The organism is Nonomuraea rubra, assembly GCF_014207985.1.
GTDB classification, from domain to species: Bacteria; Actinomycetota; Actinomycetes; order Streptosporangiales; family Streptosporangiaceae; genus Nonomuraea; species Nonomuraea rubra.
Genome location: NZ_JACHMI010000001.1, coordinates 7,396,092 through 7,420,526 on the forward strand (window position 1 = coordinate 7,396,092; position 24,435 = coordinate 7,420,526).

Annotated in this window: 23 protein-coding genes; 11 read left to right on the top strand and 12 right to left on the bottom strand. The window is 73.4% G+C overall.

Annotated features, from left to right (window positions below):
- Nucleotides 1-7: 7 nt before the first annotated feature.
- The gene (locus HD593_RS33705; protein WP_185105983.1) at nt 8-2,020 is read right to left on the bottom strand and encodes a SpoIIE family protein phosphatase; all 2,013 of its coding nucleotides are present in this window, start codon (nt 2,018-2,020) and stop codon (nt 8-10) included.
- A gap of 362 nt (nt 2,021-2,382) precedes the next feature.
- Here HD593_RS33705 and HD593_RS60570 point away from each other — a divergent pair, with 362 nt between their 5' ends.
- The 7 genes from HD593_RS60570 to HD593_RS33740 all read left to right on the top strand — a co-directional run bounded on the left by HD593_RS60570 (nt 2,383) and on the right by HD593_RS33740 (nt 8,725).
- A complete protein-coding gene (locus HD593_RS60570; RefSeq protein ID WP_312903890.1) occupies nt 2,383-2,709 on the top strand; it encodes a glycosyltransferase in 327 nt (108 codons plus the stop codon).
- Nucleotides 2,710-2,811: 102 nt separating this feature from the next.
- Nucleotides 2,812-3,255, top strand: a complete 444-nt coding sequence (locus tag HD593_RS33715) for an ATP-binding protein (RefSeq protein WP_185105984.1) — start codon at nt 2,812-2,814, stop codon at nt 3,253-3,255.
- 35 nt (nt 3,256-3,290) lie between these two features.
- On the top strand, nt 3,291-3,977 hold the full coding sequence (locus HD593_RS33720; protein ID WP_185105985.1) for a class I SAM-dependent methyltransferase: 687 nt from the start codon (nt 3,291-3,293) through the stop codon (nt 3,975-3,977).
- 84 nt (nt 3,978-4,061) lie between these two features.
- Nucleotides 4,062-4,832, top strand: a complete 771-nt coding sequence (locus HD593_RS33725) for a hypothetical protein (RefSeq protein WP_185105986.1) — start codon at nt 4,062-4,064, stop codon at nt 4,830-4,832.
- Entirely contained in the window at nt 4,829-5,959 is a 1,131-nt protein-coding gene (locus HD593_RS33730; RefSeq protein ID WP_185105987.1) for a hypothetical protein, read from the top strand. The genes HD593_RS33725 and HD593_RS33730 overlap by 4 nt, the downstream gene beginning before the upstream one ends.
- 49 nt (nt 5,960-6,008) lie before the next feature.
- On the top strand, nt 6,009-7,448 hold the full coding sequence (locus tag HD593_RS33735) for a hypothetical protein (protein WP_185105988.1): 1,440 nt from the start codon (nt 6,009-6,011) through the stop codon (nt 7,446-7,448).
- Nucleotides 7,445-8,725 (top strand): AAA family ATPase, encoded by a 1,281-nt coding sequence (locus HD593_RS33740; protein ID WP_185105989.1) that lies wholly within the window; start codon nt 7,445-7,447, stop codon nt 8,723-8,725. The genes HD593_RS33735 and HD593_RS33740 overlap by 4 nt, the downstream gene beginning before the upstream one ends.
- Before the next feature lie 19 nt (nt 8,726-8,744).
- Here HD593_RS33740 and HD593_RS33745 read toward each other — a convergent pair whose 3' ends face one another.
- Nucleotides 8,745-9,677: a GNAT family N-acetyltransferase gene (locus tag HD593_RS33745; protein ID WP_185105990.1), complete on the bottom strand. Its 933-nt coding sequence runs from the start codon at nt 9,675-9,677 to the stop codon at nt 8,745-8,747.
- Between the two features lie 93 nt (nt 9,678-9,770).
- The gene (locus HD593_RS33750) at nt 9,771-11,336 is read right to left on the bottom strand and encodes an MDR family MFS transporter (protein ID WP_312903892.1); all 1,566 of its coding nucleotides are present in this window, start codon (nt 11,334-11,336) and stop codon (nt 9,771-9,773) included.
- 101 nt (nt 11,337-11,437) lie between these two features.
- Here HD593_RS33750 and HD593_RS33755 point away from each other — a divergent pair, with 101 nt between their 5' ends.
- Nucleotides 11,438-11,983 (top strand): TetR/AcrR family transcriptional regulator, encoded by a 546-nt coding sequence (locus HD593_RS33755; RefSeq protein WP_185105991.1) that lies wholly within the window; start codon nt 11,438-11,440, stop codon nt 11,981-11,983.
- A 104-nt stretch (nt 11,984-12,087) separates the two neighbouring features.
- A complete protein-coding gene (locus HD593_RS33760) occupies nt 12,088-12,507 on the top strand; it encodes an ATP-binding protein (RefSeq protein WP_221525128.1) in 420 nt (139 codons plus the stop codon).
- 51 nt (nt 12,508-12,558) lie between these two features.
- Here HD593_RS33760 and HD593_RS33765 read toward each other — a convergent pair whose 3' ends face one another.
- The 3 genes from HD593_RS33765 to HD593_RS33775 are packed head-to-tail and all read right to left on the bottom strand — an operon-like array spanning nt 12,559 to nt 15,223.
- Nucleotides 12,559-12,975, bottom strand: coding sequence for a hypothetical protein (locus HD593_RS33765; protein ID WP_185105993.1), 417 nt, complete (start codon nt 12,973-12,975; stop codon nt 12,559-12,561).
- A 58-nt stretch (nt 12,976-13,033) separates the two neighbouring features.
- Nucleotides 13,034-13,990: a Ppx/GppA family phosphatase gene (locus HD593_RS33770; RefSeq protein WP_185105994.1), complete on the bottom strand. Its 957-nt coding sequence runs from the start codon at nt 13,988-13,990 to the stop codon at nt 13,034-13,036.
- Nucleotides 13,991-13,999: 9 nt separating this feature from the next.
- A complete protein-coding gene (locus tag HD593_RS33775) occupies nt 14,000-15,223 on the bottom strand; it encodes a cytochrome P450 family protein (protein ID WP_185105995.1) in 1,224 nt (407 codons plus the stop codon).
- Between the two features lie 105 nt (nt 15,224-15,328).
- On the opposite strand from HD593_RS33775, the gene HD593_RS33780 reads away from it, so the two are divergent.
- The gene (locus HD593_RS33780) at nt 15,329-16,201 is read left to right on the top strand and encodes a formylglycine-generating enzyme family protein (protein ID WP_246546840.1); all 873 of its coding nucleotides are present in this window, start codon (nt 15,329-15,331) and stop codon (nt 16,199-16,201) included.
- Nucleotides 16,202-16,205: 4 nt separating this feature from the next.
- Entirely contained in the window at nt 16,206-17,336 is a 1,131-nt protein-coding gene (locus HD593_RS33785) for a UDP-N-acetylglucosamine--N-acetylmuramyl-(pentapeptide) pyrophosphoryl-undecaprenol N-acetylglucosamine transferase (protein ID WP_185105996.1), read from the top strand.
- Between the two features lie 61 nt (nt 17,337-17,397).
- On the opposite strand, the gene HD593_RS33790 is transcribed toward HD593_RS33785, so the two are convergent.
- The 6 genes from HD593_RS33790 to HD593_RS33815 form a co-directional block, all read right to left on the bottom strand.
- Nucleotides 17,398-18,282 carry a hypothetical protein gene (locus HD593_RS33790; protein WP_312903894.1) on the bottom strand — a complete coding sequence of 295 codons (885 nt, stop codon included), beginning with the start codon at nt 18,280-18,282 and terminating at the stop codon, nt 17,398-17,400.
- Nucleotides 18,283-18,303: 21 nt separating this feature from the next.
- Nucleotides 18,304-19,173, bottom strand: a complete 870-nt coding sequence (locus HD593_RS33795; protein WP_312903896.1) for a hypothetical protein — start codon at nt 19,171-19,173, stop codon at nt 18,304-18,306.
- 72 nt (nt 19,174-19,245) lie between these two features.
- On the bottom strand, nt 19,246-20,133 hold the full coding sequence (locus tag HD593_RS33800) for a hypothetical protein (RefSeq protein ID WP_312903898.1): 888 nt from the start codon (nt 20,131-20,133) through the stop codon (nt 19,246-19,248).
- A gap of 48 nt (nt 20,134-20,181) precedes the next feature.
- Nucleotides 20,182-22,275, bottom strand: a complete 2,094-nt coding sequence (locus HD593_RS33805) for an MMPL family transporter (RefSeq protein ID WP_185105998.1) — start codon at nt 22,273-22,275, stop codon at nt 20,182-20,184.
- Between the two features lie 218 nt (nt 22,276-22,493).
- Entirely contained in the window at nt 22,494-23,144 is a 651-nt protein-coding gene (locus tag HD593_RS33810) for a response regulator (RefSeq protein ID WP_185105999.1), read from the bottom strand.
- Nucleotides 23,141-24,319, bottom strand: a complete 1,179-nt coding sequence (locus HD593_RS33815; protein WP_185106000.1) for a sensor histidine kinase — start codon at nt 24,317-24,319, stop codon at nt 23,141-23,143. Before HD593_RS33815 ends, HD593_RS33810 begins: the two co-directional genes overlap by 4 nt.
- Between the last annotated feature and the right edge of the window lie 116 nt (nt 24,320-24,435).

Sequence of the window (24,435 nt, forward strand, 5' to 3'; positions counted from 1 at the left end):
CCGCCGGTCACGCGCGGGTGCGCGCCATGAGCAGGGCGATGTCGTCCTCGGCGGGGCCGTCGCCCACGATGGTGCCGACCACGGCGGAGCACAGGCTCTCCAGCGTCGGCAGCCTCACCGCGCCGGCCAGGGCCGTGCCCAGCCTGGACATGCCCGCGTCGAGGTCGGCCTGGCGCGTCTCGATCAGGCCGTCGGTGTAGAGGGCGAGCACGGTCCCGGCGGCCAGGTGGAGGTCGTACGACTCGAACGAGCCCAGCCCGAGGCCGATCGGGGTGCCGCTGGGCAGCTGCGGGAACGTCACCTCGCCCGCCGGGGACACCACCGCGGGCGGCGGGTGCCCGGCGGCGGCCATGGTGCAGCGCCGGGTGGCGGCGTCGTAGACCGCGTACAGGCAGGTGGCGCCCGTGACGTCCAGATCGCCGCAGGCGTCCTCGGCCACCAGCCGGTCGAGGTGCGCGAGCAGCTCGTCCGGGGGCAGCTCCAGGTACGACAGCGTGCGCACGGCGGTGCGCAGCCGGCCCATGGTGGCGGCGGCGTTGATGCCGTGCCCGGTCACGTCGCCGACGACCAGGGCGATCCGGGCACCGGGCAGGCGGATGGCGTCGTACCAGTCGCCGCCGACGCCTTCGCGCCCGTCGGAGGGCAGGTAGCGGGAGGCCACCTCGACGGCGGTGCCGCCGCACAGGTCCCGCGGCAGCAGGTCCCGCTGCAGCGCCAGCGCGGTGGTGCGCTCGCGCGTGTACCGGCGCGCGTTGTCCAGGCTCAGCGCGGCCCGCGCGACCAGTTCCTCGGCCAGGACCAGGTCGTCCCTGGTGAACGGGGCCGGGTTGGCGTTGCGGACGAACACGGCCACGCCGAGGATGTCGCCGCGGGCCTCCAGCGGGACGATGATCAGCGTGTGCATGCCGGTGCCGTGGATGATCCGCGCCCGGTCCGGGTCCCGGGACAGCCAGCTGCTGGGCGACGTGTCCAGCACGGCCTCGAAGTGCGGCCGCCGCGTGGCCAGCACCTCGGTGAACGGGGAGCCGGGCGGCACGAACACGGCCTCTCCGAGCGGCCACAGCGACTCCGGGACCCCGTCGTGGACCGAGGCCACGCCGGCCCGCCGGAAGACGGGGATGCTGGCCTCCGTGGCGACCAGCCGCTGCAGCGGCTCGGTGTCGGGCAGCGTCGCCTCGGACAGGTCGACGGTCACGTAGTCGGCCAGGACCGGCACGGCCAGATCGGCCAGCTCCTGCGCGGTCTTCCTGATGTCGAGCGTGCTGCCGATGCGCACGCTGGCCTCGCGGAGCAGGGCCAGGCGGTCTCTCGCCCTGCTGTGGCTGATGTCCAGGGCCAGCGAGCAGACGCCCAGCGGCTGCCCGTCCAGGCCCTCCAGGCGGAACAGCGAGGTGGACAGCGTGCGTACCTCGCGCCCGTCGGGCGAGACCCAGCGGGCCTCGCGGTCGATCATGGGGGTGCCGTCGGCGATGACCCTGCGCATGGCGTCCTGCGCGGCCCCGGTGTCGACGCCCGGGATGGGGTCCGACAGGCGGCGGCCGAGGTGGTAGTGGGGGAAGACGCTCTCCAGGTAGTTCGCGGCCGCGTTCAGCCAGACGCAGCGCAGGTCCCTGTCCCAGATGGCCATGGCGACGGGGAAGTGGCTGATGAGCGCCTCCAGCAGGGAGCCCGTGCCTCCGGACAGGTCGTCGGCGGCCGGGATGGCCGAGACGAGCCAGGACTCCCCCGCCCTCGCGGTGTCCAGCGGGGCGATCTCGGCGCGTACGACGATCCCGCCGCCGTCCCGCCGCCGCAGCTCCACCAGCCCGGCCCTGGTGTCTCCCTCCCCTGGGGCGCGGTCCGGGGCGGCGGCGGCGGCGCCGGGCGGGAGCAGGGTCGTCACCGGGCGGCCGAGAATGTCGGCGGCCGGGTAGCCGGTGAGCTCCTCGGCGGCCCGGGTCCAGCCGATCATGACCCCCTCGCCGTCGATCACGGCGACCGCAGGGAACGCCCCTCTGGTGGCGCTGTCGGGTGCGCCCATGCTCTTCACCATCCGTGCTCGACATCGAGCCTCACCGAGCCCCAGAATAGCCGCGCCTACCTGCGACAACCCTCCCTTGACCAAGCCTTGCCCCGACATGTGCGGATACGCGGAGGGATGTCGGCGGCGCCCGACCTGTCACGCAGGATTGGCGGCCCCTTCATTCCTCATTCGCGAACGAGGTCGCGCCCGGGGCGACCATCCGGACATGCGCATCGTGCGGCTGGCCGACTTCGTCACTCCCTCGTCCGGCGGCCTCCGCGTCGCCCTCGACTGCTGCCGTGGGCCGAGTTCCTGGGGCCGCGCACGGGGGCGGGGCTGGCGGAGGCGGTCGCCTCGTTCGGCGTGTTCGTGCACACGGGGTGAACGAGACGTTCTGCCAGGCGGTGCAGGAGGCGCTCGCCTCGGGTGTCCCGGTGGTCGCGCCGGCGGCCGGCGGGCCGATCGACCTCGTCCGGCCCGGGCTCAACGGCCTGCTCCACCCGCCGGACGACCCGCCGGGGCTGCGCGCCGCCGTGGCCCTCCTCGCCGCGGACGCGTCCCCGCGCGCCCGCATGGGCCTGGCGGCGCGGGAGCCGGTCGCCGGGCGCGCCTGGCCGGCGGTGTGCGCGGAGCTGCTGGCCCACTACCGCGACGTCCTGACCCCCGCTTCCGGCGAACGCGCGGCGGACGTCATCGCGGAGACCTGACCAGCCGCAACCGGACGGGACGCTCGACGTTTGCGGATCTCCAGCGGGGAAAGCTGGAACAGGGCCCGCGGATCCTCCCGGCCCTCGGCGGGCAGAACGGTCATGGTCTTCGAGTTCGAACTACGGTGTCCCATCACGGCCGACCTCGGCCTGATCAGGGATCTGGTACGCCTGCACGGCCGCCACAGCGGCCTTCCCGACCGGCGGCTCGAGGATCTGGTGCTGGCCGTGAACGAGGCGGTCACCAACGTGCTGGACCACGGCGGCAAGGCGGGCCTCGTCACCGCTCGCGCCGCCCGCGGCCAGATCGTCGTGGACGTGCTCGACTTCGGCGGCCTGCTGACCCACGACCACCTCGCCGCGGCCGAGCTCGACCGCACCGCCACGCACGGCTACGGCCTGTGGATGATCCAGCACCTGTGCGACGAGGTCGCGCTGGAGCGCAGCGAGCGGGGCTCCCTGCTGAGCCTGCGGGTACGCGGCAGGAGCCCGGCGGACGGCACGGCCCCGCGCGAGACCAGGTGCCTGGAGCCGATCGGCGGCTGATCGCCGCCGCGTTGATCCAGAGCTAGGTTCGACGTATGCGGAACACAGGAACGGGCCCCGGCCCGATCACCCCCGACGGATCCCCCGTCGAGTTCTACAGCAGGCTCAGGGCCGGCGACGAGCCCGGGATCGTCGCGCAGGTGACCCCGCCCGGCGGCTCGGTGCTGGAGCTGGGCTCCGGCGTCGGCAGGGTCACCCACCCGCTGCTCGACCTGGGCTTCGACGTGGTGGCCGTGGACGAGTCGCCCGAGATGCTGGCGCGGGTGCGCGGCACCCGCACGGTCGCCGCCCGGGTGCAGGAGCTGCGGCTCGGCGAACGGTTCGACACGGTGATGCTGGCCTCCCAGCTCGTGAACACCCCGGAGGACACCGCCCGGCACGCGCTGCTGGCGGCCTGCGCGCGGCACGTCAAGCGGGGCGGCGCGGTGCTGATCCAGTGGATGCCCGCCGAGGCGCACGACCGCTGGCACGTGGGCATGGGCCGGCAGGACGGCGACGTCACGATCACGATGGCGGCCGTCGAGGAGGTGTCCCCCGGCCTCTTCCACGCGACCATGCGCTACACGTACGGCAGCGACGGCGGGGAGCAGGTGTGGACCCAGTCGTTCTCCTCCAGGCGGCTCACCGACGGGGAGCTGGCCCTCGCGCTGGAGGCCGAGGGGCTGCGGCTGGACCGGTTCCTCACCGAGGACCGTACGTGGGTGGTGGCCGTCCCCGCCTGATCACCGCCCCGGGCGCCTTTACGACGTAGATCCAATTGTTCCAGAAATACTGGAAAATGCTGGGACGGCTGGTACAGTCGCGCCATGAGTGACCGGCTGGACGATCTCGAACGGCGGATCGACGAGCTGCGGGCCGGCGTGCGCAAGGCGATGCGGGTCAGGGACGGCGCGACCGCCCGCGTCCTGCGTGCCGAGCTGCGCAGCGCGGAGCGCGCCTGGGACGCCCTGGTCAGCGGCCGCCCGCCGCAGGCCAAGGAGGAGCCGCCGAAGCTGGTCACCGTGCGCGAGCAGGTGCATCAGGGGCTGCGGCTCCTGGGGGCGGCCGCCCAGCCCAGGCTGATCGTGGCCGTCAGCGACGCGTTCTTCGGCGGCACGATCCGCAGCAGCCAGCTCACCAGCCTGCGCAGGGACGAGGAGCGCTCGTTCCGGTCCTCGCCGTTCGGGCGCCCGTACTACCTGTCCGCGGCGCTCACCGACCGCCTCTCCCCCGCCCGCGGCCTGCTCACGCTCAGCACCTGGCCGCTGGAGCGGCGCGTGGTCGGCCCGCTCAGCCCCCGCGTCGACTTCCTCACGTGCGCCATCGCCATCGCGGAACGGGACCCGGACGACGAGCGGGCGCTGCGCTTACTGGTCAGGATGGCCAGGAACATCCCCGGCGCCACCGACGGCACCCTCGGCCCGCCCGACCCCGCGCGAGTGGCCGCGGCGGCCCGCGCGGAGCTGCGCGTGCACGCCGATCGCGACACGCGGGATCGCGCCGAGCTGGCAGAACGCGCCACCGCGCAGCTCGGTGACGCCGCGCGGCTGTTCGGCGCCGCTACGCTGAGCACGATCAAGAAGGAGAAGGCCAAGTGAGCGGCTTGAAGCGCGAAGGCGACCACGTGTACCGGCTGGAGGCGCTGCGGGGCACCACGCCGCAGCAGCCGCACGACGCGCGCGCCATCGCGGCCCTGGCCGCGAACCCCGGCTGCACCCGCCGCGCCCTCATGGACGGCGCCGGCATCGCCAAGGACGCCGCCGCCCGGCACCTCGGGTTCCCCGCGCCGTTCGGCCAGTCGCCGTTCGCGATCACGCGCGGCAACATGTTCGAGGCGCTGGTCAAGGCCGATGGCTGCGCGGAGCTGCTGCGCATGCTGCGCGAGGTGCTCGGCCTGCCCGTCGCCGAGGTCGCCTACCACGACGTGGAGAACGTCGGCGCCCACCTGCGCCACGCGCACACCAGGGCGCTGTTCGACCGGGCGGCGCGCGAGGGCCAGGACGCCGGCACCCTGTACGACCATCCGCTGCTCAGCCTGCAGATCGCCGGCCACACCGCGTACCTGGAGCCGGACGTGGTGGCCTTCCAGCTCGGCGGGCGCTTCCACATCGTGGAGATCAAGTCGTTCGCGGTGATCGACGGGCAGGCCGACCCGGCGGCCGTCGCGGCGGCCGCGCGGCAGGCGGCGGTGTACGTGCTGGCGCTGCGCAACCTGCTGGCGGAGCTGGGCCACGACCCGCTGCAGGTCTCCCACGACGTGGTGCTGGTCTGCCCGGAGAACTTCGCGAACCGGCCGGTCGCGACGCTCGTGGACGTGCGCAAGCAGCTCGCGGTGCTGCGCCGCCAGCTCGCCCGCATGACGGCGCTCGACCGGCTGCTCGACGGGCTGCCGGACGACCTCACCTTCGACCTGCGGCCCGACGAGGACGGCCGGCCGACCAGGCCGGTGGCCGAGCTGGCCGACGCGCTGCACAGGACCACCGCCCGGTACGCGCCCGACTGCCTGTCCACGTGCGACCTGTGCTTCTTCTGCCGCGACGAGGCCCGGCAGGAGGGCGCGTCCGACCTGCTGGGGCGGCAGGTGCGCGACGAGCTGGGCGGGGTCGCCTCGGTGGCCGAGGCGCTGGGCCTGGCCGACGGGTCCCGCGACCCGGCCGAGGGCCAGGAGGAGATCGCCCGGCTGCTCCGCAACGCCGAACGCCTGCGCAGGGAGTGCCTGAATTGAGCCCGCCGCCGAAGCCGCCGACCGCCCGCCCGTCGCGGAGACGCCCGACATGAGCCTGCTGACCTCGCTTGCCCGGCTGCGCGCCCTGGACGAGGGTGTCGCGCAGCCCGTCGCGACCGTCAGGCACTGCCACCTGTCCGAGCGTCCCATGGTGTTCATCCCGCTGAAGCTGTCGGGCGAGGCCGCCGCGCCGCTGGCCGCGATGCTCGGCACCGACCGGGACCGGCCGCGGCTGCTCGTGGTCACCCAGCCGCGCAACCGCGACCTGCGCTTCGCCTGGGCCGCCGAGGTGGCCGGGGTGCTGCTGCCGTACATCGAGGGCTTCACGAACGACACCGAGACGGTGGAGCGCAAGAACGCCGACCCGTACGAGCGGGCGATCGACGCGCCGCAGCTCATCGTCCCGAACCAGGGTGGCGTGGCCTTCACCCGGCTGCTCGGCCGCTCGACCCGCTTCCGCCGCACCGACGGCCCCTACCCGGTGCCCGAGTCGGTGCCGCTGCTCGGGCGGTGGCTGACGTATCTCGGGGAGCGGGCGGCGTACCCGGGCTCGTCGCTGATGCTGGCCGCGACCGAGGAGCTGGGCCGCCACTGGGCCAGCGGGCAGAGCTCGCTGGAGGACGCGAACCTGGCCGCGCTGCTGGCCTGGATCACCACGGGGCCGAGCGACGAGGCCGAGGACCCGCTGGTCTGGCCGCCCGCCGGCCCGGCCACCGACCCCGGATTCGACGCGGAGGTGCTGGCCCCGGCGATGGACAGCGAGTCGCCCGAACTCCTCACCGGGCGCATGACCGAGACGCTGCGTACCCAGCTGGAGCCCACGTGGCGGCTCATGTGGCAGGCGATCGACCTGCTGGCCGGCCTGCCGGCGGGCGCGAGCGTGGCGCAGCGGTGGGAGCAGGACCGCGGCTCGTTCAGCGGCATGGCGGTGCACATCGCCGAGGGCGCGCCGCCGCAGGCGCGGCGCGACGGCGCGGTCGCCGCCGCCGCCAGGCTGGCCCGCATGGAACGCGCCCAGGCCGCCTACGACGTGCAGCGCGCCTACGACGACCCCCTGGTGATGGCCGAGTACCGGCTGACCGGCGAGGCGTTCGCGGGCGAGGTGATCGAGACGGTGCCCGACAACACCGAGGGCGAGGGCCGCTCGCGCAAGCTCCGCCCGCTGGTGGTGATCAAGACCGACGATCCCGTACGGCTGCCGCCCGGCACCTCGCTCGGCACCCCGCAGCGCCGCGGCCAGGGCGCGGAGCTGGTCGAGGCCGCCGAGGGCCTGGTCACCCTCAAGATCACCAAAGGCATGGGCCGGGGCAAGACGGCGGCGCCCGGCGCGGTGCCCGAGGTCGGCGAGCGGGTCTGCTACACCTCGCTGACCGACGACTTCCAGGGCTCGCCCGCCCTGCCGGAGCCCGAGGCCACGCCGTGGACGCACGGCGGCCCGCCGCAGGAGTACGTGCCCGACGACGAGGACGCCCAGGAGGAGTGGTCGTGACCGGCGAGAGCCCGGAGCAGGTCATCAGGAACGTGCTGGCCGACCTGCCCCGCCATCGCGGCGTGGTCGTCGACTCGCCGCCGGGGGCGGGCAAGTCCACCCTGGTGGTACGGGCGGCGGCGCACATCGCGGCCACCGGCGAGCCGCTGATGATCGTGGCGCAGACCAACGAGCAGGTCGACGACCTGGTGGCCAGGATCAGCGACAAGCACCCGCACCTGACCGTGGGCCGCCTGTCGGCCGGCGGGTACGTGCCGCCGCTGCGCATGCTGGAGCTGCCCGGCGTCCGGGTCGGCACCCGCATCCAGGACCTGGGCGACCCGGACATCGTCATCGCCACGGCCGACAAGTGGGCGTGGATCGGCGACCGGGTGTGGCCGTGGGCGATCGTGGACGAGGCGTACCAGATGCGCTCGGACAAGCTGCTGCGGATCGCGGGGCTGTTCGAGCGGGCGCTGTTCGTGGGGGATCCCGGGCAGCTCGACCCGTTCTCGATCGTGGACGGCGACCGCTGGTCGGGGCTGTCGTGGGACCCGCTGCAGAGCGCGGTGTCGGTGCTGCTGCGGCACAACCCGGACCTGCCGGTGCACCGGCTGCCGGTCTCGTGGCGGCTGCCCGCGTCGGCGGCGCCGGTGGTGTCGCAGGCGTTCTACCCGTTCACCGGGTTCCGTTCTGGCACCGATCACGGGGACCGGTGGCTGGAGCTGTCGACCGGCGGCCTGGGCGGCGTGCACGACCGGGCGCTGGAGGAGGCGGCCCGGTCGGGGTGGGCGCTGCTGGAGCTGCCGAACCGGCACACCGTGCGCACCGACGGCGAGGCCGTCCAGGCGGTGGCGGAGCTGGCCGGGCGGCTGCTGCAGCGGGGCGCGGTGGCCGGCTCCGAGCAGGGCGAACGACCGGTGACGGCGGACCGGATCGCGGTCGGGGCGGCCCACCGGGATCAGGTGGCCGCTATCCGGGCGGCGGGCCTGCCCGCGGAGATCACCGTGGACACGGCCAACCGGCTGCAGGGCCGCGAGTACGACGTGACGATCGTGCTGCACCCGCTGTCGGGCCGCAGGGACGCCACGGCCTTCCACCTGGAGTCGGGGCGGCTGTGCGTGCTGGCGTCCCGGCACCGGCACGCGTGCGTGGTGGTGGCCAGGGCGGGCATCGCCGAGCTGCTGGACGCGCACCCGTCGGCGGAGCCGGTGCAGCTCGGCGTGCCGGTGAAGTTCCCCGACGGCTGGGAGGCCAACCAGTCGGTGCTGGAGCACCTGGCCAGGCACCGCGTCTGACCGGCCCTGGCCGGTGGGGTCAGGGCAGGCGGCGCTGCCAGACGTCGATGGCCATGACCAGGCGCATGCCCGCCGACTCGTACAGGCCGAGCGCCGGGGTGGTGTTGTTGGAGTCGACGTGCAGGATCGTGCCCTTGCGGCCGCGGGCGGCGTCGGCGGCGAAGGCGTGCCTCAGCAGGAACCGCCCCAGCCCTCTGCCCCGGTAGTCGGGCAGCACGGCGAGCGTGGCCACGTAGCCGCATCCCTCGTCGAGCGCGAACTGGTTGTTGCCGATGAGCACCGCCGCGGGCCGCCCGTCGAGGCGGGCCAGCGTGACCTGGCTCCAGTCGGTCGCGCTGGAGGCCTGCCTGCGCTCGTACCACTGCTCGTAGCCGATCGGGACGAAGCCGAAGTGCTCGGCGAAGCCCTCCTGGTGCACCAGGTGCGCCTCGCGCCGCACCTCCTCGTCCTCCCCCGTGTGCAGGGTGAGGCCGGGGAGCGCGGCGGGCGGCTCGACGGGGCCGTGGTGGTCGATGCGCATGCGGTGGTAGCTCGTGCCCGGCTCGAAGCCCAGCTCCTCCACCTGTGCCCGCTTGGCCTCGTCGCCTCGGTAGACGCCGATGTGCAGGGTGACGGCGTCGTGGCCGCGTTCCTTGCCCTGCTCGGCCGCACGGGCCAGAACCGTCGGCCACAGCTCGCCCGCCAGGCCGCTCACGCCGGGCCGGACGATGACCTCCACGTCGACGAGGTCGCTGTCGCCGTTGCGGCACGCCCAGGCCCAGCCGTCGAGCCGGCCGTCGGCGTCGCGGGCCAGCCAGCCGTCCCGTTCGAGGTCGAAGCCCGGTTCGACCAGCTCGTCGGCGATGTCCTCCAGGGTGGAGTCGGGGGCGCCGATGGCGGCCGTGTCGCACGTGGCGACGAGCGCGTGGATGGCCGCGGCGTCGTCCACGCGGGGCCGGCGGATGGTGTGCATGGGAGGGATTGTCCTGGAGGCGCCCTCCGCGCGCCTCCCATTTTCCGCCGGCCGCGCCATCGGCCGGCCGCGTTCTTCAGCCGGCCGCGTTCTTCAGCCGGCCGCGGAGGTGGCCGCCTTCTCCTCGGACGGGCCGGCGCCGCGCAGCGGGATCTCCTTGATGAACACGGCCACCACCGGCACGACGATCGCGAACGCGATGGCCCACCAGAACACGCCGGAGATGGAGACCGCCAGCGACTCCAGCAGCCCGGAACGCGTCGCGGCGGGGAGGTGGGCGACCGCCGCGGGGTCCATCCTGGCGCCGTTCCCGGCCAGGCCCTCCGCCGCCTGCTCGCCGAACCGGGCGGTCAGCTCCGACAGCAGGTGGTTGTTGAAGATCGCGCCGAACAGGGAGACGCCGAACGAGCCGCCGATGGAGCGGAAGAACGTGCTGGCGCTGCTGGCGACGCCGAGGTCCCGCTGCTCGACGCTGTTCTGCGCGATGAGCATCGTGGTCTGCATGAGGAAGCCCATGCCGAGGCCGAGCACCGCGATGTAGAGGCCGGTCTCCCAGGACGGCGTGGCGACGTGCATGGTGGACAGCAGCCACATGCCGGCGACCATGCCGGCGCCGCCGATCACCGGGTAGATCTTGTACCGGCCGGTGCTGGTGATGGCCCGGCCCACGAAGATCGACACGACCATGGCTGCGCCCATCATGGGCAGCATCAGCAGGCCGGAGTTGGTCGCGGTGGCCCCCTGCACGAGCTGCTGGAACAGCGGCAGGAAGTTGATCGCGCCGAACATGGCGAAGCCGAGCAGGAACCCGATGACGGAGATCAGCGTGAAGTTGCGGTTGCGGAAGAGCTGCAGCGGCATGATCGGCTCCGCGGTGCGCCGCTCGACCAGGATGAACGCCGCCAGCGAGAGCAGGGCGAGCGCGGCCAGGGCGAGGATCTGCCAGGAGCCCCAGGCGTAGTCGTTGCCGCCCCAGGTGGTGATGAGCACCATCGCGGTGATGCTGATCGACAGCAGGATCGCGCCCGCCCAGTCGATGCGCACGTTCGTCCTGGCGACGGGCGGCAGGTGCAGCTTGGCGACGATCAGCGCCAGCGCGACGGCGCCGACGGGCAGGTTCACGTAGAAGGCCCAGCGCCAGTCGAGGTGGTCGGTGATGAAGCCGCCGACCAGCGGGCCGGCGATCATGGCCAGGGACATGACACCGGCCGTGATGCCCTGGTACTGGCCGCGCTCGCGGGGCGGCACCAGGTCGCCGATGATGGCCATGACGTTCACCATGAGGCCGCCCGCGCCCAGGCCCTGCACCGCCCGGAAGGCGATCAGCTCGGCCATGCCGCCCTCGGGACCGCCGAACATCGCCGAGCCGGCCAGGCCGCACAACACGGAGCCAGCCATGAAGATGACGATGGAGATGATGAAGATGTTCTTGCGCCCGTACAGGTCGCCGATCTTGCCCCAGATCGGGGTGGAGACGGTCGTGCCCAGCACGTACGCCGTCACGACCCACGACAGGTAGGTCAGCCCGCCGAGCTCCCCCACGATGCGCGGCATGGCCGTGCCCACGATCATGTTGTCCAGCATGGCCAGCACCATCGCGAGCATCAGCCCCGGCAGGACGACCATGACCTCACGGCGGCGTCCGCCAGCCTCCGCCACCCTTTACCCCCATATGGTTGAACATTGGCTTACTTGCCGACCGGCAAGCGTAGAATAAGGTAGATACTTACTTGCCGGCCGTCAAGTAGAAAAGGTGCGAAGTGCGGGAAGACACGCGAACCCGGATCCAGGAGGTCGCGCTGAGGCTGTTCACGGAGCAGGGTTACGAGGCGACCTCCCTGCGGGAGATCGCCGAGGAGCTCGGCGTGACGAAGGCCGCTCTTTACTACCACTTCAAGACCAAGGACGACATCGTGGCGAGCCTGGTCGAGAAGCGCCTCACCGAGCTGGACGAGCTGCTCGCCTGGGTCAGGAGCCGGCCCAGGACCCCGGAGACGCGCCGCGAGCTGGTCGACCGCTACGCCGACAACATCCGCGCGACCCGGCATCTCGGCATCGCCAGGTTCCTGGAGCGCAACCAGACGGCGCTGCGCGACCACCCGACGCTGATCAAGATCCGCGAGCGGATGATGCAGCTCACCTCGGAGATCAGCGAGCCGGGGGCGCCGCCCGCCGAGCGCATCAGCCACTCGCTCGCCCTGTTCGCCCTGCACGCCGGCAAGTGGCTGATGAAGGAGGGCGAGCTCTCCGACGAGGAGATCCACAAGGCCTGCCTGGAGGTGGCGCACCGCCTGCTGGAGCGGTAGCGGGTTTCGGGCCCCTCCCATCCGAAAAGGCACGATTGGGACACGGATTCGGGGGCAGAGGGCTCGCACGCATCCAGACGGGAGGAGGCGCAGTGGAGGCTACGATGGCGCTCCGACTGCCCAGGGATGCGGCGAGCGTCCCGCTGATCAGGCAGATGCTGGACGGCACGCTGCGGTCGCTCGGCGTCGAGCCACAGGTCCGCGACGACATCGAGCTCATGCTCACCGAGGCGTGCTCCAATGTGATCAAGCATGCGGGACCGAGCGACGACTACACGGTCAGCGCGTCCGTCCACGACCACCTGTGCGTGATCAAGGTGGTCGACAACGGTGACGGATTCGACCCTCGTGACGTGGTCGAGCCCGAGCCGGGCTCCGAGCACGGGCGCGGGCTGCAGATCATGCGAGCGCTCGCCGACGACATCCGATTCACCAACCGGCGGGAGCACGGAGCGGTGGTCTGCCTGGAGAAGCGCCTGCGCTACGCGCCGGGCGCGGCCGGGCAGCACCTCATGACCACTTGAGGCCCCCTGACGGCCACGAGGTGGCCATGAAGGCTGCCCGCCCGATCTCCTCTACACCTTGGTGCGGGGCCCGACCGGCTGCCGGTGCACCCGGTAGCCGGGCGGGGCGCCGTTGCCCCGCCTCATTTCCCCGGCCCTCATTTCCCCGGCCCTCATTTCCCCGGCCCTCATTTCCCCGGGCATCGAGTCCCCGGGCCGCGCGCCGCCGAGCAGGAAGCGGCGGCGCACCCGGGGCTCGCCACCGCTCAGCTCCGCCCGCCGCCGCTCGGGCACCGCCTCCCCGCTGAGCTTCAGCTCCAGCCGGGGCTCCCGCCGGGTCAGCCGGTGCCAGAGCCTCCTCCAGTGGGTCATCGAGGCGGCCATCGCCAGCAGCGTGACCATCGCGACGGCCGAGACGAGCAGCACCGCCAGGACGATGAGGAGCAGGACGACTGCCAGGGTTCCGATCGCGCCGAGCACTGTCATCATTCGGCGGAGAATGCCCGTCCACCAGCGCTTTATGCCATTTTTTGGGGATATATCGACCTTACTCTGACCCGTTGAGCTGGTCGAGCCGCCCCGGCAGCAGGTCGAGCCGGCGCAGTATCACGCCCTCGCGCAGCGCCCACGGGCACACGTCGAGCCGGTCCACCTCGAACAGGTCCATGGCCGCGTCGGCGACCAGCGCCCCCGCCGCGAGCTGCGCCGCCCGCCCCTCGGACACGCCGGACAACTGCGCCCGCTCGGCCGACTTCATCGAGGTGAGCTTGGCGGCCCAGTCGGCCATGTCCTGGCGCGACAGCGAGCGCGAGACGTACGGGCCCTCGCTGGAGGGCGCCGCCCCGGCGATCCTGGCGAGCTGCTTGAACGTCTTCGACGTGGCCACGGCGCGGTTGGCCTCGCCGTACCTGACGACGTCGCCGACCGTGCGGGCGATCTCGGTGCGTACGTGCTTGCGCAGCTTGCGCACCTCGTCGGGCCCCGGCGGGTCACCGGTGAACCAGTCGCGCGTCAGCCGCCCGGCCCCCAGCGGCAGCGACACGGCCACGTCGGGCTCCTCGTCCACCCCCGCGGCGATCTCCAGCGAGCCGCCCCCGATGTCGAAGGCCAGCAGCCGCCCCGACGACCAGCCGAACCACCGCCGCACGGCCAGGAACGTCAGCCTCGCCTCGTCGCGCCCGGACAGGACCGCGATGTGCACGCCGCAGCGCTTGTCGATCGCGGCGAGCACCTGCTCGCCGTTGGCGGCCTCGCGTACGGCCGAGGTGGCGAAGGCCAGCAGGTCCTCCACCCCCTTGTCCTCGGCGAGGTGCACGGCCTCCTCGACGAAGCTGCCGAGCCGCTCGATGCCGTCCCTGCCGAGCTTCTGGTCCTTGTCCAGGTGCTCGGTCAGGCGCAGGTCGACCTTGTGGGAGTAGGCAGGCATGGGCCGGGCGCCGCGATGGGCGTCGACGACCAGTAAGTGGACGGTGTTCGAGCCGATGTCCAGCACGCCGAGTCGCATGACAGAAAGCTACCGGTCTGCGGCTTTTACGGCGAAACTGAGTCGAAAGTGGTCGAGCGTGACGGGCACGGGATCCTCCAACGTGACGGACGGGGTGACTGAGCGCTCACGCAGGAGCGCGCCCAGCAGAGTGGCCGAGGTGAACAGCAGCAGCTCCGCCCCCGCGCAGCCGGCGAACCCGGCGCCGAAGGGCACCCCTGCCCAGGCGTCTCCCCCGCCGCCGAGCCACAGCTCCGGCCGGTAGGAGTCACCCGGTTCCGCCCTGTTCACGTACGGGCAGTAGATCACCGCCGTCGTGCCCTCCGGGAGGTCCCACCGCGCGGAGCCCGTGAGGTCGCGCAGGATGGCGGGCGTCGTGGGCCAGAGCCGGACCGACTCCAGCACGGCCGCGCGCAGATGGTCCCGGCCGGGAACGCCCCCGTGGCACGCCAGGAGGGCCAGGGCGCGGAAGGAGACGGCGGCGCCGCCGTCGAAGGAGTACAGCCAGTGCGGCACCTGCCCCTCGGCGTGCACGTCGGGGCCGGCGCGCGCGCCGGCGAGCACGCCGGCCAGGCTGCCGGGCTCGGCCCGTGCCAGGTGCCGGTCCAGCCGCCGCTGGAAGGCCCCGCGCACGTCGGTACGCCGGCCGCGCAGCCCCGCCCAGTTGGCGTCGCGGCGCAGCCGGTCGAGCTGCCCGGAGAGCGTCACGTCGCCGCGGGCGCCGTCGCCGAGGACCACGCGGCGCACGATCCGCCGGTGGGCGGCGTGGAAGCGCGGCCAGGTCAGCACGCCCGAGCGGGGCAGCGTGGCCGCCTCCTCCTCGACGATGCGCGCGTACGGAGTGAAGTCCGCCGACAGCACCCGCTCGTTCAGCTCGCGCCGCCGCTCGCGCAGGCCGGGCTCGGCGGTGATCAGCACGCCGTCGGGCTGGAAGTGCGCCAGCGACCCGCGCTGGAGCCGTCCCGCCGGGGTGAAGGCGCGGTCCTCCAGCACCGCGCGCACGTCCTGCGAGGCCAGCGGCAGCAGCACGTGCCGGCCCGCCGCGCGCACCAGCAGCGGCCCGCCGCCGTACGCCGTGCGCAGCCGGCCCAGCAGCCCGATCGCGTGGCGGTCGGCGCCCGTGAGCACGGCCAGGCGCACCATCCGCGGCCTGGGCATGACGACGCCCTGCACCAGGGCGGGCAGGGCGAGCGTGGTGGCCACCGCCAGCGCCTCGGCGGGTGTCACCCGGGCCGGGCGCGTGATCGTGGCCATGTTCCAGGGACTACCCTTCCTTGGTGTCGTGACACTTTGGGGGGATAGTTGAGCGCTTGTTGTGGCCCGAGCCGCGACTCCGCCGCCGGGCAGGTCAAGGAGCCCATGGAGCCCATGGAGCTCGTCGCGCGGCGTCCCGCGCCCGGCGGGCCGCCGAAGGGCATGGTGCGCGTCCCCGGGGGCACGTTCCTGATGGGCGGCGACGACCCCGACGGGCGCCCCGAGGACGGCGAGGGGCCGGTGCGCGAGGTGCGGGTCGACCCGTTCTGGATCGACCCGGCGTGCGTGACGAACGCGCAGTTCGCCACGTTCGTCAAGGAGACCGGGTACGTCACCGAGGCCGAGCGGATCGGCTGGTCGTTCGTGTTCCGCCAGTTCGCCACGGTCGGCGTGATGGAGGCCACGGTGCCCGGCGCCCCCTGGTGGGCGGGCGTCGAGGGGGCCACGTGGCGCTCCCCCGAGGGCGCCGGCTCGACGGTCGGCAACCGGCAGAACCATCCCGTGGTACACGTCTCGTGGAACGACGCCACCGCGTACGCCGCGTGGGCCGGCAAGCGGCTGCCCACCGAGGCGGAGTGGGAGATGGCGGCCAGGGGCGGGCTGGAGCGCCGCCGTTACCCGTGGGGCGACGAGCTGGCGCCCAAGGGGCGGCAGCGGTGCAACATCTGGCAGGGCCGCTTCCCGACGGCGCCGAGCAAGGGGACGATGCCGGTCAAGTCGTTCCAGCCGAACGGCTACGGGCTCTACAACGTCTCCGGCAACGTGTGGGAGTGGACGGCCGACTGGTGGGGCGTGGAGTGGGAGCCGTTCGCCGACAACCCGGCAGGTCCGGCAGGGGGCACGGCCAAGGTGATCCGCGGCGGGTCGTACCTGTGCCACGACTCCTACTGCAACCGCTACCGGGTGGCCGCGCGCACCTCTAACACGCCCGACTCCTCGACCGGGCACACCGGGTTCCGCTGCGCGGCCCTAATCTGATCGCATGTCACGAACCCTGCGACTGTTGATCACCGGCGGCGGCACCGGTGGTCACACCTATCCGGCCCTGACGACCCTGTCGGCCGTCCAGCGACGCCAGGTGCCGCACGACGTGCTCTGGGTGGGCACCGCCAACGGCCTGGAGGCGCGGATCACCACCGAGCACGGCATCCCGTTCAAGGCGATCACCACGGGCAAGCTGCGCCGCCGTCCGAACCTCAAGGAGCTGGGCACCAACATCGCCGACGTGTTCCGCATCCCGGTCGGGGTGATGCAGGCGATCGGGCACGCGGCGCGCTACCTGCCCGACGTGGTGCTGTCGACGGGGGGTTACGTGGCGGTGCCCATCGGCGTGGCAGCCAAGATCATCCGCCGGCCGCTGGTGATGCACGAGCAGACGACCGTCGTGGGGCTGGCCAACCGCATCCTGGCCAGGCTGGCGACCAGGATCGCGCTGTCGCACGAGTCGTCGCTGGAGTACCTGCCCGCCTCGGCCCGGTCGAAGGCCGTGGTGACGGGCAACCCGATCAGGCCCGAGCTGCTGCGGGGCGACCGGGCGGCGGCCTACGACCACTTCGGGCTGACGTTCGAGGTGCCGCTGATCTACGTGACCGGCGGCGCGCAGGGCAGCAAGCAGATCAACACGCTGATCGCGGAGGTCCTGCCGCGGCTGCTGCCGCACGCGCAGATCGTGCACCAGTGCGGGCCCGCGTGGATCGACCAGATGCGGGCCGTGACGCTGCCGCCGGAGCTGGCCGACCGCTACCACCCGGTGCCGTACGTGGGCGCGGAGCTGGCCGACCTGTTCGCGGCGGCCGACGTGGTGATCTCGCGCAGCGGGGCGGGCACGGTGTCGGAGCTGACCGCGATCGGCAAGCCGTCGGTGCTGATCCCGCTCATCCCGACCGGCGGTGACGAGCAGCGCAAGAACGCCGGCTACCTGGCCTCGGCGGGCGCGGCGCGGGCGCTGCTGGAGCCGCGTCCCACGGCCGAGATGTTGCTGGCCGAGCTGATGCCGCTGCTGGCCGATCCCGGGCTGCGGCAGGCGATGGGGCACGCGGCGGCCAAGCTGGGGCGCGTGGACGCCGCCGACGCGCTGTGCGACGTGCTGCTGCGGGCCGCCCACTACGCCTGACCGCCTTCCGCCGCCTGAACGGCCCTTCAGGGCGCCCGGGCCCTTCGGGGCGCCCGGCCTTTCAGGGCTCCAGGTGGCGGAAGGCCTCCTGGGCCGAGCTGACGCTGCGCCGCAGCGCCTGCTCCAGGCGGTCGGCGTCGGCGGCCAGGCGCTCCAGCTCCGGCACGGCGAACCCGTCGGCCCCCGTCTCGGCCACCAGCTCCTCGTACTGGTGCACCCGGCCGCGCAGCTCCTCGATCTGGTGGTGGGCCACGTACGCGCGCTCGGCGTCGGCGACGTTGGCCGCGTACCGTTCGAGTGCCTCGACCCGGGCCAGCACGGCCTCCTCGCTGCTGTCCAGCGCCCGCGCCAGCGGCCAGGCCACGGCCTCCACCTCGGGGGTGAGGCCCTGCGAGACGGTCTCCCTGTGCTTGGCGCGCAGCGCGGACAGCTTGGCCAGCAGGCGGGCGATCTCCCACTCCTGCGCGGGCAGCATCACCCCGTTGCGTACGTCGTCGAGCAATCCCTCGGTGTTGACCCGGGAGCCGGTGACGGTGGCGATGGCGCGCTGGGCGCGGGCCAGGATCCTGGCCGAGGACTCGTCGAGGTCGTCGGTGAGCACGTAGCGGCCCTCGTACCAGCGCAGCTGCTCGTAGACCTCCCGCTCGTAGGCGTCGTCGTCCTCCTCGGCGGAGTCGTTGCGCACGAAGGCCACGATCATCAGCGGGATGCCGAACAGCACCACCATCAGCAGCCCGAAACCGCGGCCGAGCGAGCCGAAGCCCAGTAACAGGCCGAAGAAGGCCGCAGCGCCGAACGCCATGACCATGCGCTGGTGGGCGCCGGAGACGGACCGTCGTGGCCGGGGTGTCCAGCCCCGGCGCATCTTGAGCAGAACCTGACGGCTCTCCCGCAGAAGCTGGGCGTCGTCCGGTGGTACTTCGGGGTCAACTACCACATCCGCCACGAAACCGGATCCTAAGCGAAGTCAGCCGTCAAGGTGGCGGAAAGCCTCGTGCGCCGAGCTGACGCTGTCGCGCAGCGCCTGCTCCAGGGCGTCGGCGTCGTCGGACAGCCGGCTCAGCTCCGGCACCGCAGAGCCGTCCGCGCCCGACTCCGCGAGCAGCTCCTCGTAGCGGGGCAGCCTGGCGCTGAGGCGTTCGATCTGGCTCCTGGCGCGGTAGGCCCGCTCGGCGTCGGCCACGTGTCCCGCGTACCGTTCCAGGGCCTCGACGCGGGCCAGCACCGCCTCCTGGCTGCTGTCGAGCGCGTGGGCCAGGGGCTCGGCCACGGCGGCCACCTCGGGGGTGACGCCCTCGGAGACGACCTCCTGGTGCTCGGCGCGCAGCTCCGACAGCTTGGCCAGCAACCGGGCGATCTCCCACTCCTGCGCGGGCAGCATCACCGCGTTGCGGGCGTCGTCGAGCAGCCCTTCGGCGTTGACGCTGGAGTCCATCACCTGGTCGACGGCGGCCTGGGCGCGGGCCATCAGGGCCCTGGCGGGATCGTCGAGGCGCTCGCGGAGGACGTAGCGGCCCTCGTGGCGGCGGGCGGCCTCGTACACCTCCCGCTCGCGGGCGTGCCGCCGCTCCACCTCGGCGTCGGGACGGGGCCGCAGCAGGACGCCGACCATCAGCAGCGCCGACCCGGTCATGATCACCACGAAGGGCGTCCAGCGTTCGGCGACGAACAGCGCCAGCCCGTACACCGCCGCCGCAAGGGCCGTCACGGCGGCCGCCAGCCTGGCCGCGGCGCTCACCGCGGGAGAGTGCTTCCTGTGCTGGGGCACCCAGCCCGACTCGATGCGCAGGAGAAGTTTGCGATGCTCACGCAGCAGGGCCGCGACGTCGCTAGGCACCGTGGGATCGACTATCACCTTCGCAGGACGTCCTGGCACCTTCTCGATCCTCTGCAGCGTTGTGTCCGTGTGTCAGCTCTCCAGGTATCGGAACGCCTCGTGGGCGGACTCGACACTGCGGCGTAAGGTGCGCTCCAGCACGTCGGCGTCCTCGGCCAGCCGCTCGATCTCGGCCACGCCGAGCCGGTCCGCGCCGGACTCGGCGAGCAGTTCCTCGTAGCGCGGCAGGCGGGCGCGCAGCTCCTCGATCTGGCCGCGGGCGTGGTACGCGCGCTCGGCCTCGGCGACGTGACCGGCGTAACGTTCCAGCGCCTCGACGCGGGCGACCACGGCGGCCTCGCTGTTGACCAGGGCCCGTTCGAGCGGCTCGATCACCGCGGCCACCTCGGGCGCGATGCCCCTGGCCAGCAGCTCGCGGTGCTCCAGGCGCAGCGCCGACAGCTTGGCCAGCAGGCGGGCGATCTCCCACTCCTGCGCGGGCAGCATCACCGCGTTGCGCGCGTCGTCGAGCAGGCCCTCGGCGTTGACGTGCGAGCGCAGCACCGACCCGATGGCGCGCTGCGCCCTGGACAGGACGAGCCTGGCGTCGTGGTCGAAGTCCTCGGGGAGCAGGAAGCGGCCGTCGTACCAGCGGGCCTGCTCGTACACGCCGCGGTCCTGCGGCCGCTCGTCCTCGGCGGTCTCGCTGATGGACGCGATCTTCACCAGGACGATGAGGACGTACGTGCCGAGCAGCACGAACCCCGCCGCCGTGGCCTGCGAGGCCAGCAGGACGGCCATCAGCGCGATCACCAGCGGGGTGGCGGCCAGCAGCACCGCGCTGGACGGGCTGCGGCGGCGCGCCGGGGACTCGGACGCGGGGGGCCGCCATCCGGCTCTGACCCTGGACAGTAAGGGGGCGTTGGCGCGTAACAGTCCGGCCACCTCGCGTGGCACCTGCGGATCTACTACCACACCCACGTTCTGTCCTGGCACCCTGGCGCCCCCAACGCTTGTGATGTCTGGATATTACGTACGATTCCGCCTCGGTGTCAGCCTCCGAAAGGTCAGTTCAGGGAACCACCAGTTGCGTTCACCGATCACTTCCATGGCGGCGGGCACCAGGACCAGGCGCACCACAGTGGCGTCCACCAGCACCGCGACCGCCAATCCGACGCCCATGACGCGCAGCGCGCGATCGTCGAACGCGCCGAACGCGGCGAACACGCAGAACATGATCGTGGCCGCCGCGGTGATGACCCTCGCCGTCCTGGCGAGCCCGGCGGCGACCGCGCGGGAGTTGTCGCGGTCCCTCAGGTACTCCTCCCTGACGCGGGACAGCAGGAACACCTCGTAGTCCATCGACAGCCCGAACGTGATCGTGAACAGCATCATCGGCACCCACGCGTCGATCGGGCCGCCGGTGCCCAGGCCCAGCACGTCGAGCTGGAAGACGGCCACGACCACGCCGTAGGCGGCGCCGACGGACAGCAGGTTCACCACGATCGCCTTGAGCGGCAGGACCAGGCTCCTGAACACGGGCACGAGCAGCGCGAACGCGGCCAGCAGCACCATGCCGACCACCCAGGGGAGCCGGTCGGCGGTGTGCCGGGCGTAGTCGAGGGCGGCGGCGGTGGAGCCGGTGACGAGCACCGGCCCGGGCAGGCCGGCGCGCAGGCGGTGGATCAGGTCGTCGGTGCGCTCGTCCTGGGGGCCGGTACGCGGGATCACCACGGCCGTCCGGCCGCCGGTGGGGAAGGCCTGGGCGACGCCCGGCGTGCGGGCCGCCCGCTCGACGGCCCCGCCCAGGTCCGCGCCCGCGGACACCAGGATCAGCGGGCCCGCCACGCCGGGGCCGAAGCCCTGGGCGAGCAGGTCGTGGGCGCGGCGCGTGGTGTCGGTCACCGGCCGGTTGCCCGCGTCGGACCAGCCGACCCGCAGCTGCGTCGCGGGCAGGGCCAGCGCCACCAGCGCGACCAGCGCCGCCGTCCCGGCCAGCCAGGGCCTGCGCTGGACGACCCGGCTCCACCGGTACGACAGCGGCACCCCCTCGGCCCGCCTCGGCAGCGCGAACCTGTCGATCCGCCTGCCGATCATGCCCAGCAGCGCGGGCAGCAGGGTGAGGGCGGCCAGCATCACCATCAGCACCCCGCACCCGGCCGCCAGCGCCACCCCGCCGCCCAGCGACGGGCCGAGGAGCAGGATCCCCGCGCCGGTGGCGATCACGATCAGCCCGGCGAACAGCACGGACCTGCCGGCGGTGCGCATCGCCTCCTCGACGGCCTCCTCCACCTCCTTCGATTCCTCCAGCGCGGTGCGGAAGCGGGTGACGATCAGCAGGGCGTAGTCGATGCCGACGCCCAGGCCGAGCATGATCGTCAGGTAGACGGAGAATGCGGGGCCGCTGAAGGCGTGGCCGAGCAGCGTGAACAGCGCGACGCCGCACGCCACGCCGATCACGCCGACGATCAGCGGCACGGCCGCCGCGATCAGCGACCTGAACGCGAACACCAGCACCACCGCCGCGGCCAGCAGCCCGACGAGCTCCGTGACGCCTCCGGGGGTGAAGTCGGCGAAGTCGTCGCCCGAGAGCTCGACGGTCGTGCCGGGGGGCGGGCGGAACTCGTCGCGGAGCTTCTTGAGCTGCGTCGCGGCCGCCTGGTCCTGGTAGTCGATGGGGATGGAGGTGATCGTGCCGTCCGGGGAGACGCGGCGGTCGTCGGGGGACACGTGGACGCCGGGGACGGCGTTCATCCTGGCGATCAGCCCCGCGACGGGGTCCTGCGGTGACGTGGGTTGTTGTGCGGATGCTGTGGCGGGATCTTGCGCGGGTGCGTCACCTTCCGCGGGGGCGGGGGCGCGCGTGGGTGCGCCTCCTGCGGTGGCGGGGTCTCGCGCGAGGGTGGGCGGGAGGCCGGACGGGGCGGAGACGACCAGCGCGCCCGGGGGTTCGTGGGCGGCGCCGTCCAGGAGCTCGGCGGCACGCTGGCTCTCGGAGCCCGGCAGCGAGAAGCCGTCGGCGGTGGGGCCCGGCCAGGTGGCGGCGGCCCCGATGAGGGCGGCGGTCAGTGCCGTCCACAGCACGGCGACGAGCCGTCTGTGGCGGATGCAGAAACGAATCATGCGGCGACGCTAGGAAGGCGGGGCGCCCGCGGTCGTCGTCCCGGCGCGGGCGGCCGGCTACCCCGCTCGCGGTACCGCCCTCCCGGACGCCCGCATCGCGCCGGCCACCCCCGCACCACACCCCGCCGACCCGGCGCCCGAAACCCGAGGGTGACCACGCCGGGCCCGCCGCGCCCGCGTCCTGGCCCGGCGAAGGAGCGTCCGGGGCCGGTGCGGGGTCAGGTGGGGTCGCCGGGGCGGACGAGGCCGGTTTCGTAGGCGATGACGACGAGCTGGGCGCGGTCGTGCGCCGACAGCTTGGCCATCATCCGGTTGACGTGCGTCTTGACGGTGAGCGGGCTCATGAAGAGCTCTTCGGCGATCCGCGCGTTGCTCTGCCCCCTGGCCACCCTGGCCAGCACCTCCCGCTCCCGCCCCGTCAACACCCCCAGCCGGTCGTCGTCCAGGGCGGCGGGCCGCGCGGTGAACTCCTCGATGAGCCGCCGCGTGACCCCCGGCGACAGCAGCGCGTCGCCCCGGGCGGCCACGCGGACGGCGTGCCGGATCTCTGCCGGCTCCGCGTCCTTGACCAGGAAGCCCCCGGCCCCGGAACGCAGCGCCTCGTACACGTACTCGTCCAGGTCGAACGTGGTGACCACGACGACCCGCACGCCGGTCCCCGCCAGGGCGCGGGTGGCCTGGAGTCCGTCGAGCTCCGGCATGCGGATGTCCATGAGCACGACGTCGGGCCGCAGCTCGCGCGCCAGCCGTACCGCCTGGGCGCCGTCCGCGGCCTCGCCGATCACGGTGAGGTCGTCCTCGGTGTCCAGGAGCGCGCGCAGGCCGGCCCGGACGAGGGGCTGGTCGTCGGCGAGCAGGATGGTGATCACGCGGGCAGCCGGGCGGTGACGCGGAAGCCGCCCTGCGGGGCGTTCCCCGTGGTGAGCCGGCCGCCCACGGCGGCGACGCGCTCGGCCATGCCGGTGAGCCCGTGCCCGCGCGGCGCCCGCCCGCCCCGCCCGCCCCGCCCGTCGTCCTCCCGCCCGTCGTCCCCCCGCCCGTCGTCCCCCCGCCCGTCGTCGTCCACGCGTACGGTCACCGCTCCCGCCTCGTACGTCAGCGTCACGCGCGCCGTGGTGGCGCCGGCGTGGCGCAGGGTGTTGGTCAGCGCCTCCTGCACGACACGGTAGACGGTCAGGTCGGCGGCGGGAGGCAGGGGGCGGCGCTCGCCTTCGACGTCGAGGGTCACCGGCAGCCCCGCGTCCCGGAGGAGGCGGGGAAGCTGCGCCGAGCCGGGCTGCGGGACGTGACCGCCCTCGCCGGGCCGCCCCTGAGCCGTCTCCCCGCCGTCGCGCAGGACGCCGAGCACGGCCCTCATCTCCGACAGGGCCTGCCGGCTGGAGGTGCGGATGACCCGGAGCGCCGTGGCGGCCTCCGGCGGGCCGCCGGCGCGTTCGACGGCCTCGGCGGCGACGGCCGCGTGCAGGGCGATCACCGACACCGTGTGCGAGGTGACGTCGTGCAGCTCCCTGGCCACCCGCAGCCGCTCCTCCTGGGCCCGCCGCAGCGCCTCCTCCTCGCGGGTCCGCTCGGCGTCGGCGGCCCGCCGCTCGACCTCGGCCGTGTACGCCCGCCGCGCCCGCGACACCTCCGCCGCCTGGGCCGCGGCCAGCACGACCAGCGTCCAGACGATCACGGCGATCACGACGTCGGCCTCGCCGCGCACGACGGCCACCGCCCCCGGCACCGCGACGAGGAACGCCGCCCCCGCCCACCCGATCGCCCGGCGCCCGTCCGCGACCGTGGTGAACAGGGCGATCAGCGCGGGGATCGGCCACAGCGCGAGCGCGTAGCCGAGCGTGAAGACGGCCGCCGCCGACCCCGCGCACACCGCCAGCGCCGCCTCCGGCCGCCGCTGCTGCCAGGCGAGCCCGAGCACCGTGACGGCCAGCAGCGCGTAGCCGGCCGTGTCGAGCGGCCTGGCGTCGGGCTGGTTGCCGAACGCCATGGCGGTGGAGGAGAAGACGGCCACGCCCATGCCGCACACCAGGGCAATCGTCCGCATGGTGGCACGGTAGTGCACGATCTCCGCGCCGGGCGATACCGCCGGCGCGGTATCCGGGGTAGTCCTGCCGCCGTACCCATGACGTTCGTCATGCGGGCCCGGCTGACGTACGGCAC

Bases quoted from the DNA above. Each gene is read 5' to 3' on its own strand.
- HD593_RS33705 (WP_185105983.1), bottom strand. From the start codon at position 2,020: ATGGGCGCACCCGACAGCGCCACCAGAGGGGCGTTCCCTGCGGTCGCC.
- HD593_RS33765 (WP_185105993.1), bottom strand. From the start codon at position 12,975: ATGATGACAGTGCTCGGCGCGATCGGAACCCTGGCAGTCGTCCTGCTC.
- HD593_RS33815 (WP_185106000.1), bottom strand. From the start codon at position 24,319: ATGCGGACGATTGCCCTGGTGTGCGGCATGGGCGTGGCCGTCTTCTCC.
- HD593_RS33780 (WP_246546840.1), top strand. From the start codon at position 15,329: ATGGAGCCCATGGAGCTCGTCGCGCGGCGTCCCGCGCCCGGCGGGCCG.
- HD593_RS33735 (WP_185105988.1), top strand. From the start codon at position 6,009: ATGAGCCTGCTGACCTCGCTTGCCCGGCTGCGCGCCCTGGACGAGGGT.
- HD593_RS33775 (WP_185105995.1), bottom strand. From the start codon at position 15,223: ATGGCCACGATCACGCGCCCGGCCCGGGTGACACCCGCCGAGGCGCTG.
- HD593_RS33760 (WP_221525128.1), top strand. From the start codon at position 12,088: ATGGCGCTCCGACTGCCCAGGGATGCGGCGAGCGTCCCGCTGATCAGG.
- HD593_RS33715 (WP_185105984.1), top strand. From the start codon at position 2,812: ATGGTCTTCGAGTTCGAACTACGGTGTCCCATCACGGCCGACCTCGGC.
- HD593_RS33770 (WP_185105994.1), bottom strand. From the start codon at position 13,990: ATGCGACTCGGCGTGCTGGACATCGGCTCGAACACCGTCCACTTACTG.
- HD593_RS33720 (WP_185105985.1), top strand. From the start codon at position 3,291: ATGCGGAACACAGGAACGGGCCCCGGCCCGATCACCCCCGACGGATCC.
- HD593_RS33745 (WP_185105990.1), bottom strand. From the start codon at position 9,677: ATGCACACCATCCGCCGGCCCCGCGTGGACGACGCCGCGGCCATCCAC.
- HD593_RS33805 (WP_185105998.1), bottom strand. From the start codon at position 22,275: ATGATTCGTTTCTGCATCCGCCACAGACGGCTCGTCGCCGTGCTGTGG.
- HD593_RS33725 (WP_185105986.1), top strand. From the start codon at position 4,062: ATGAGTGACCGGCTGGACGATCTCGAACGGCGGATCGACGAGCTGCGG.
- HD593_RS33785 (WP_185105996.1), top strand. From the start codon at position 16,206: ATGTCACGAACCCTGCGACTGTTGATCACCGGCGGCGGCACCGGTGGT.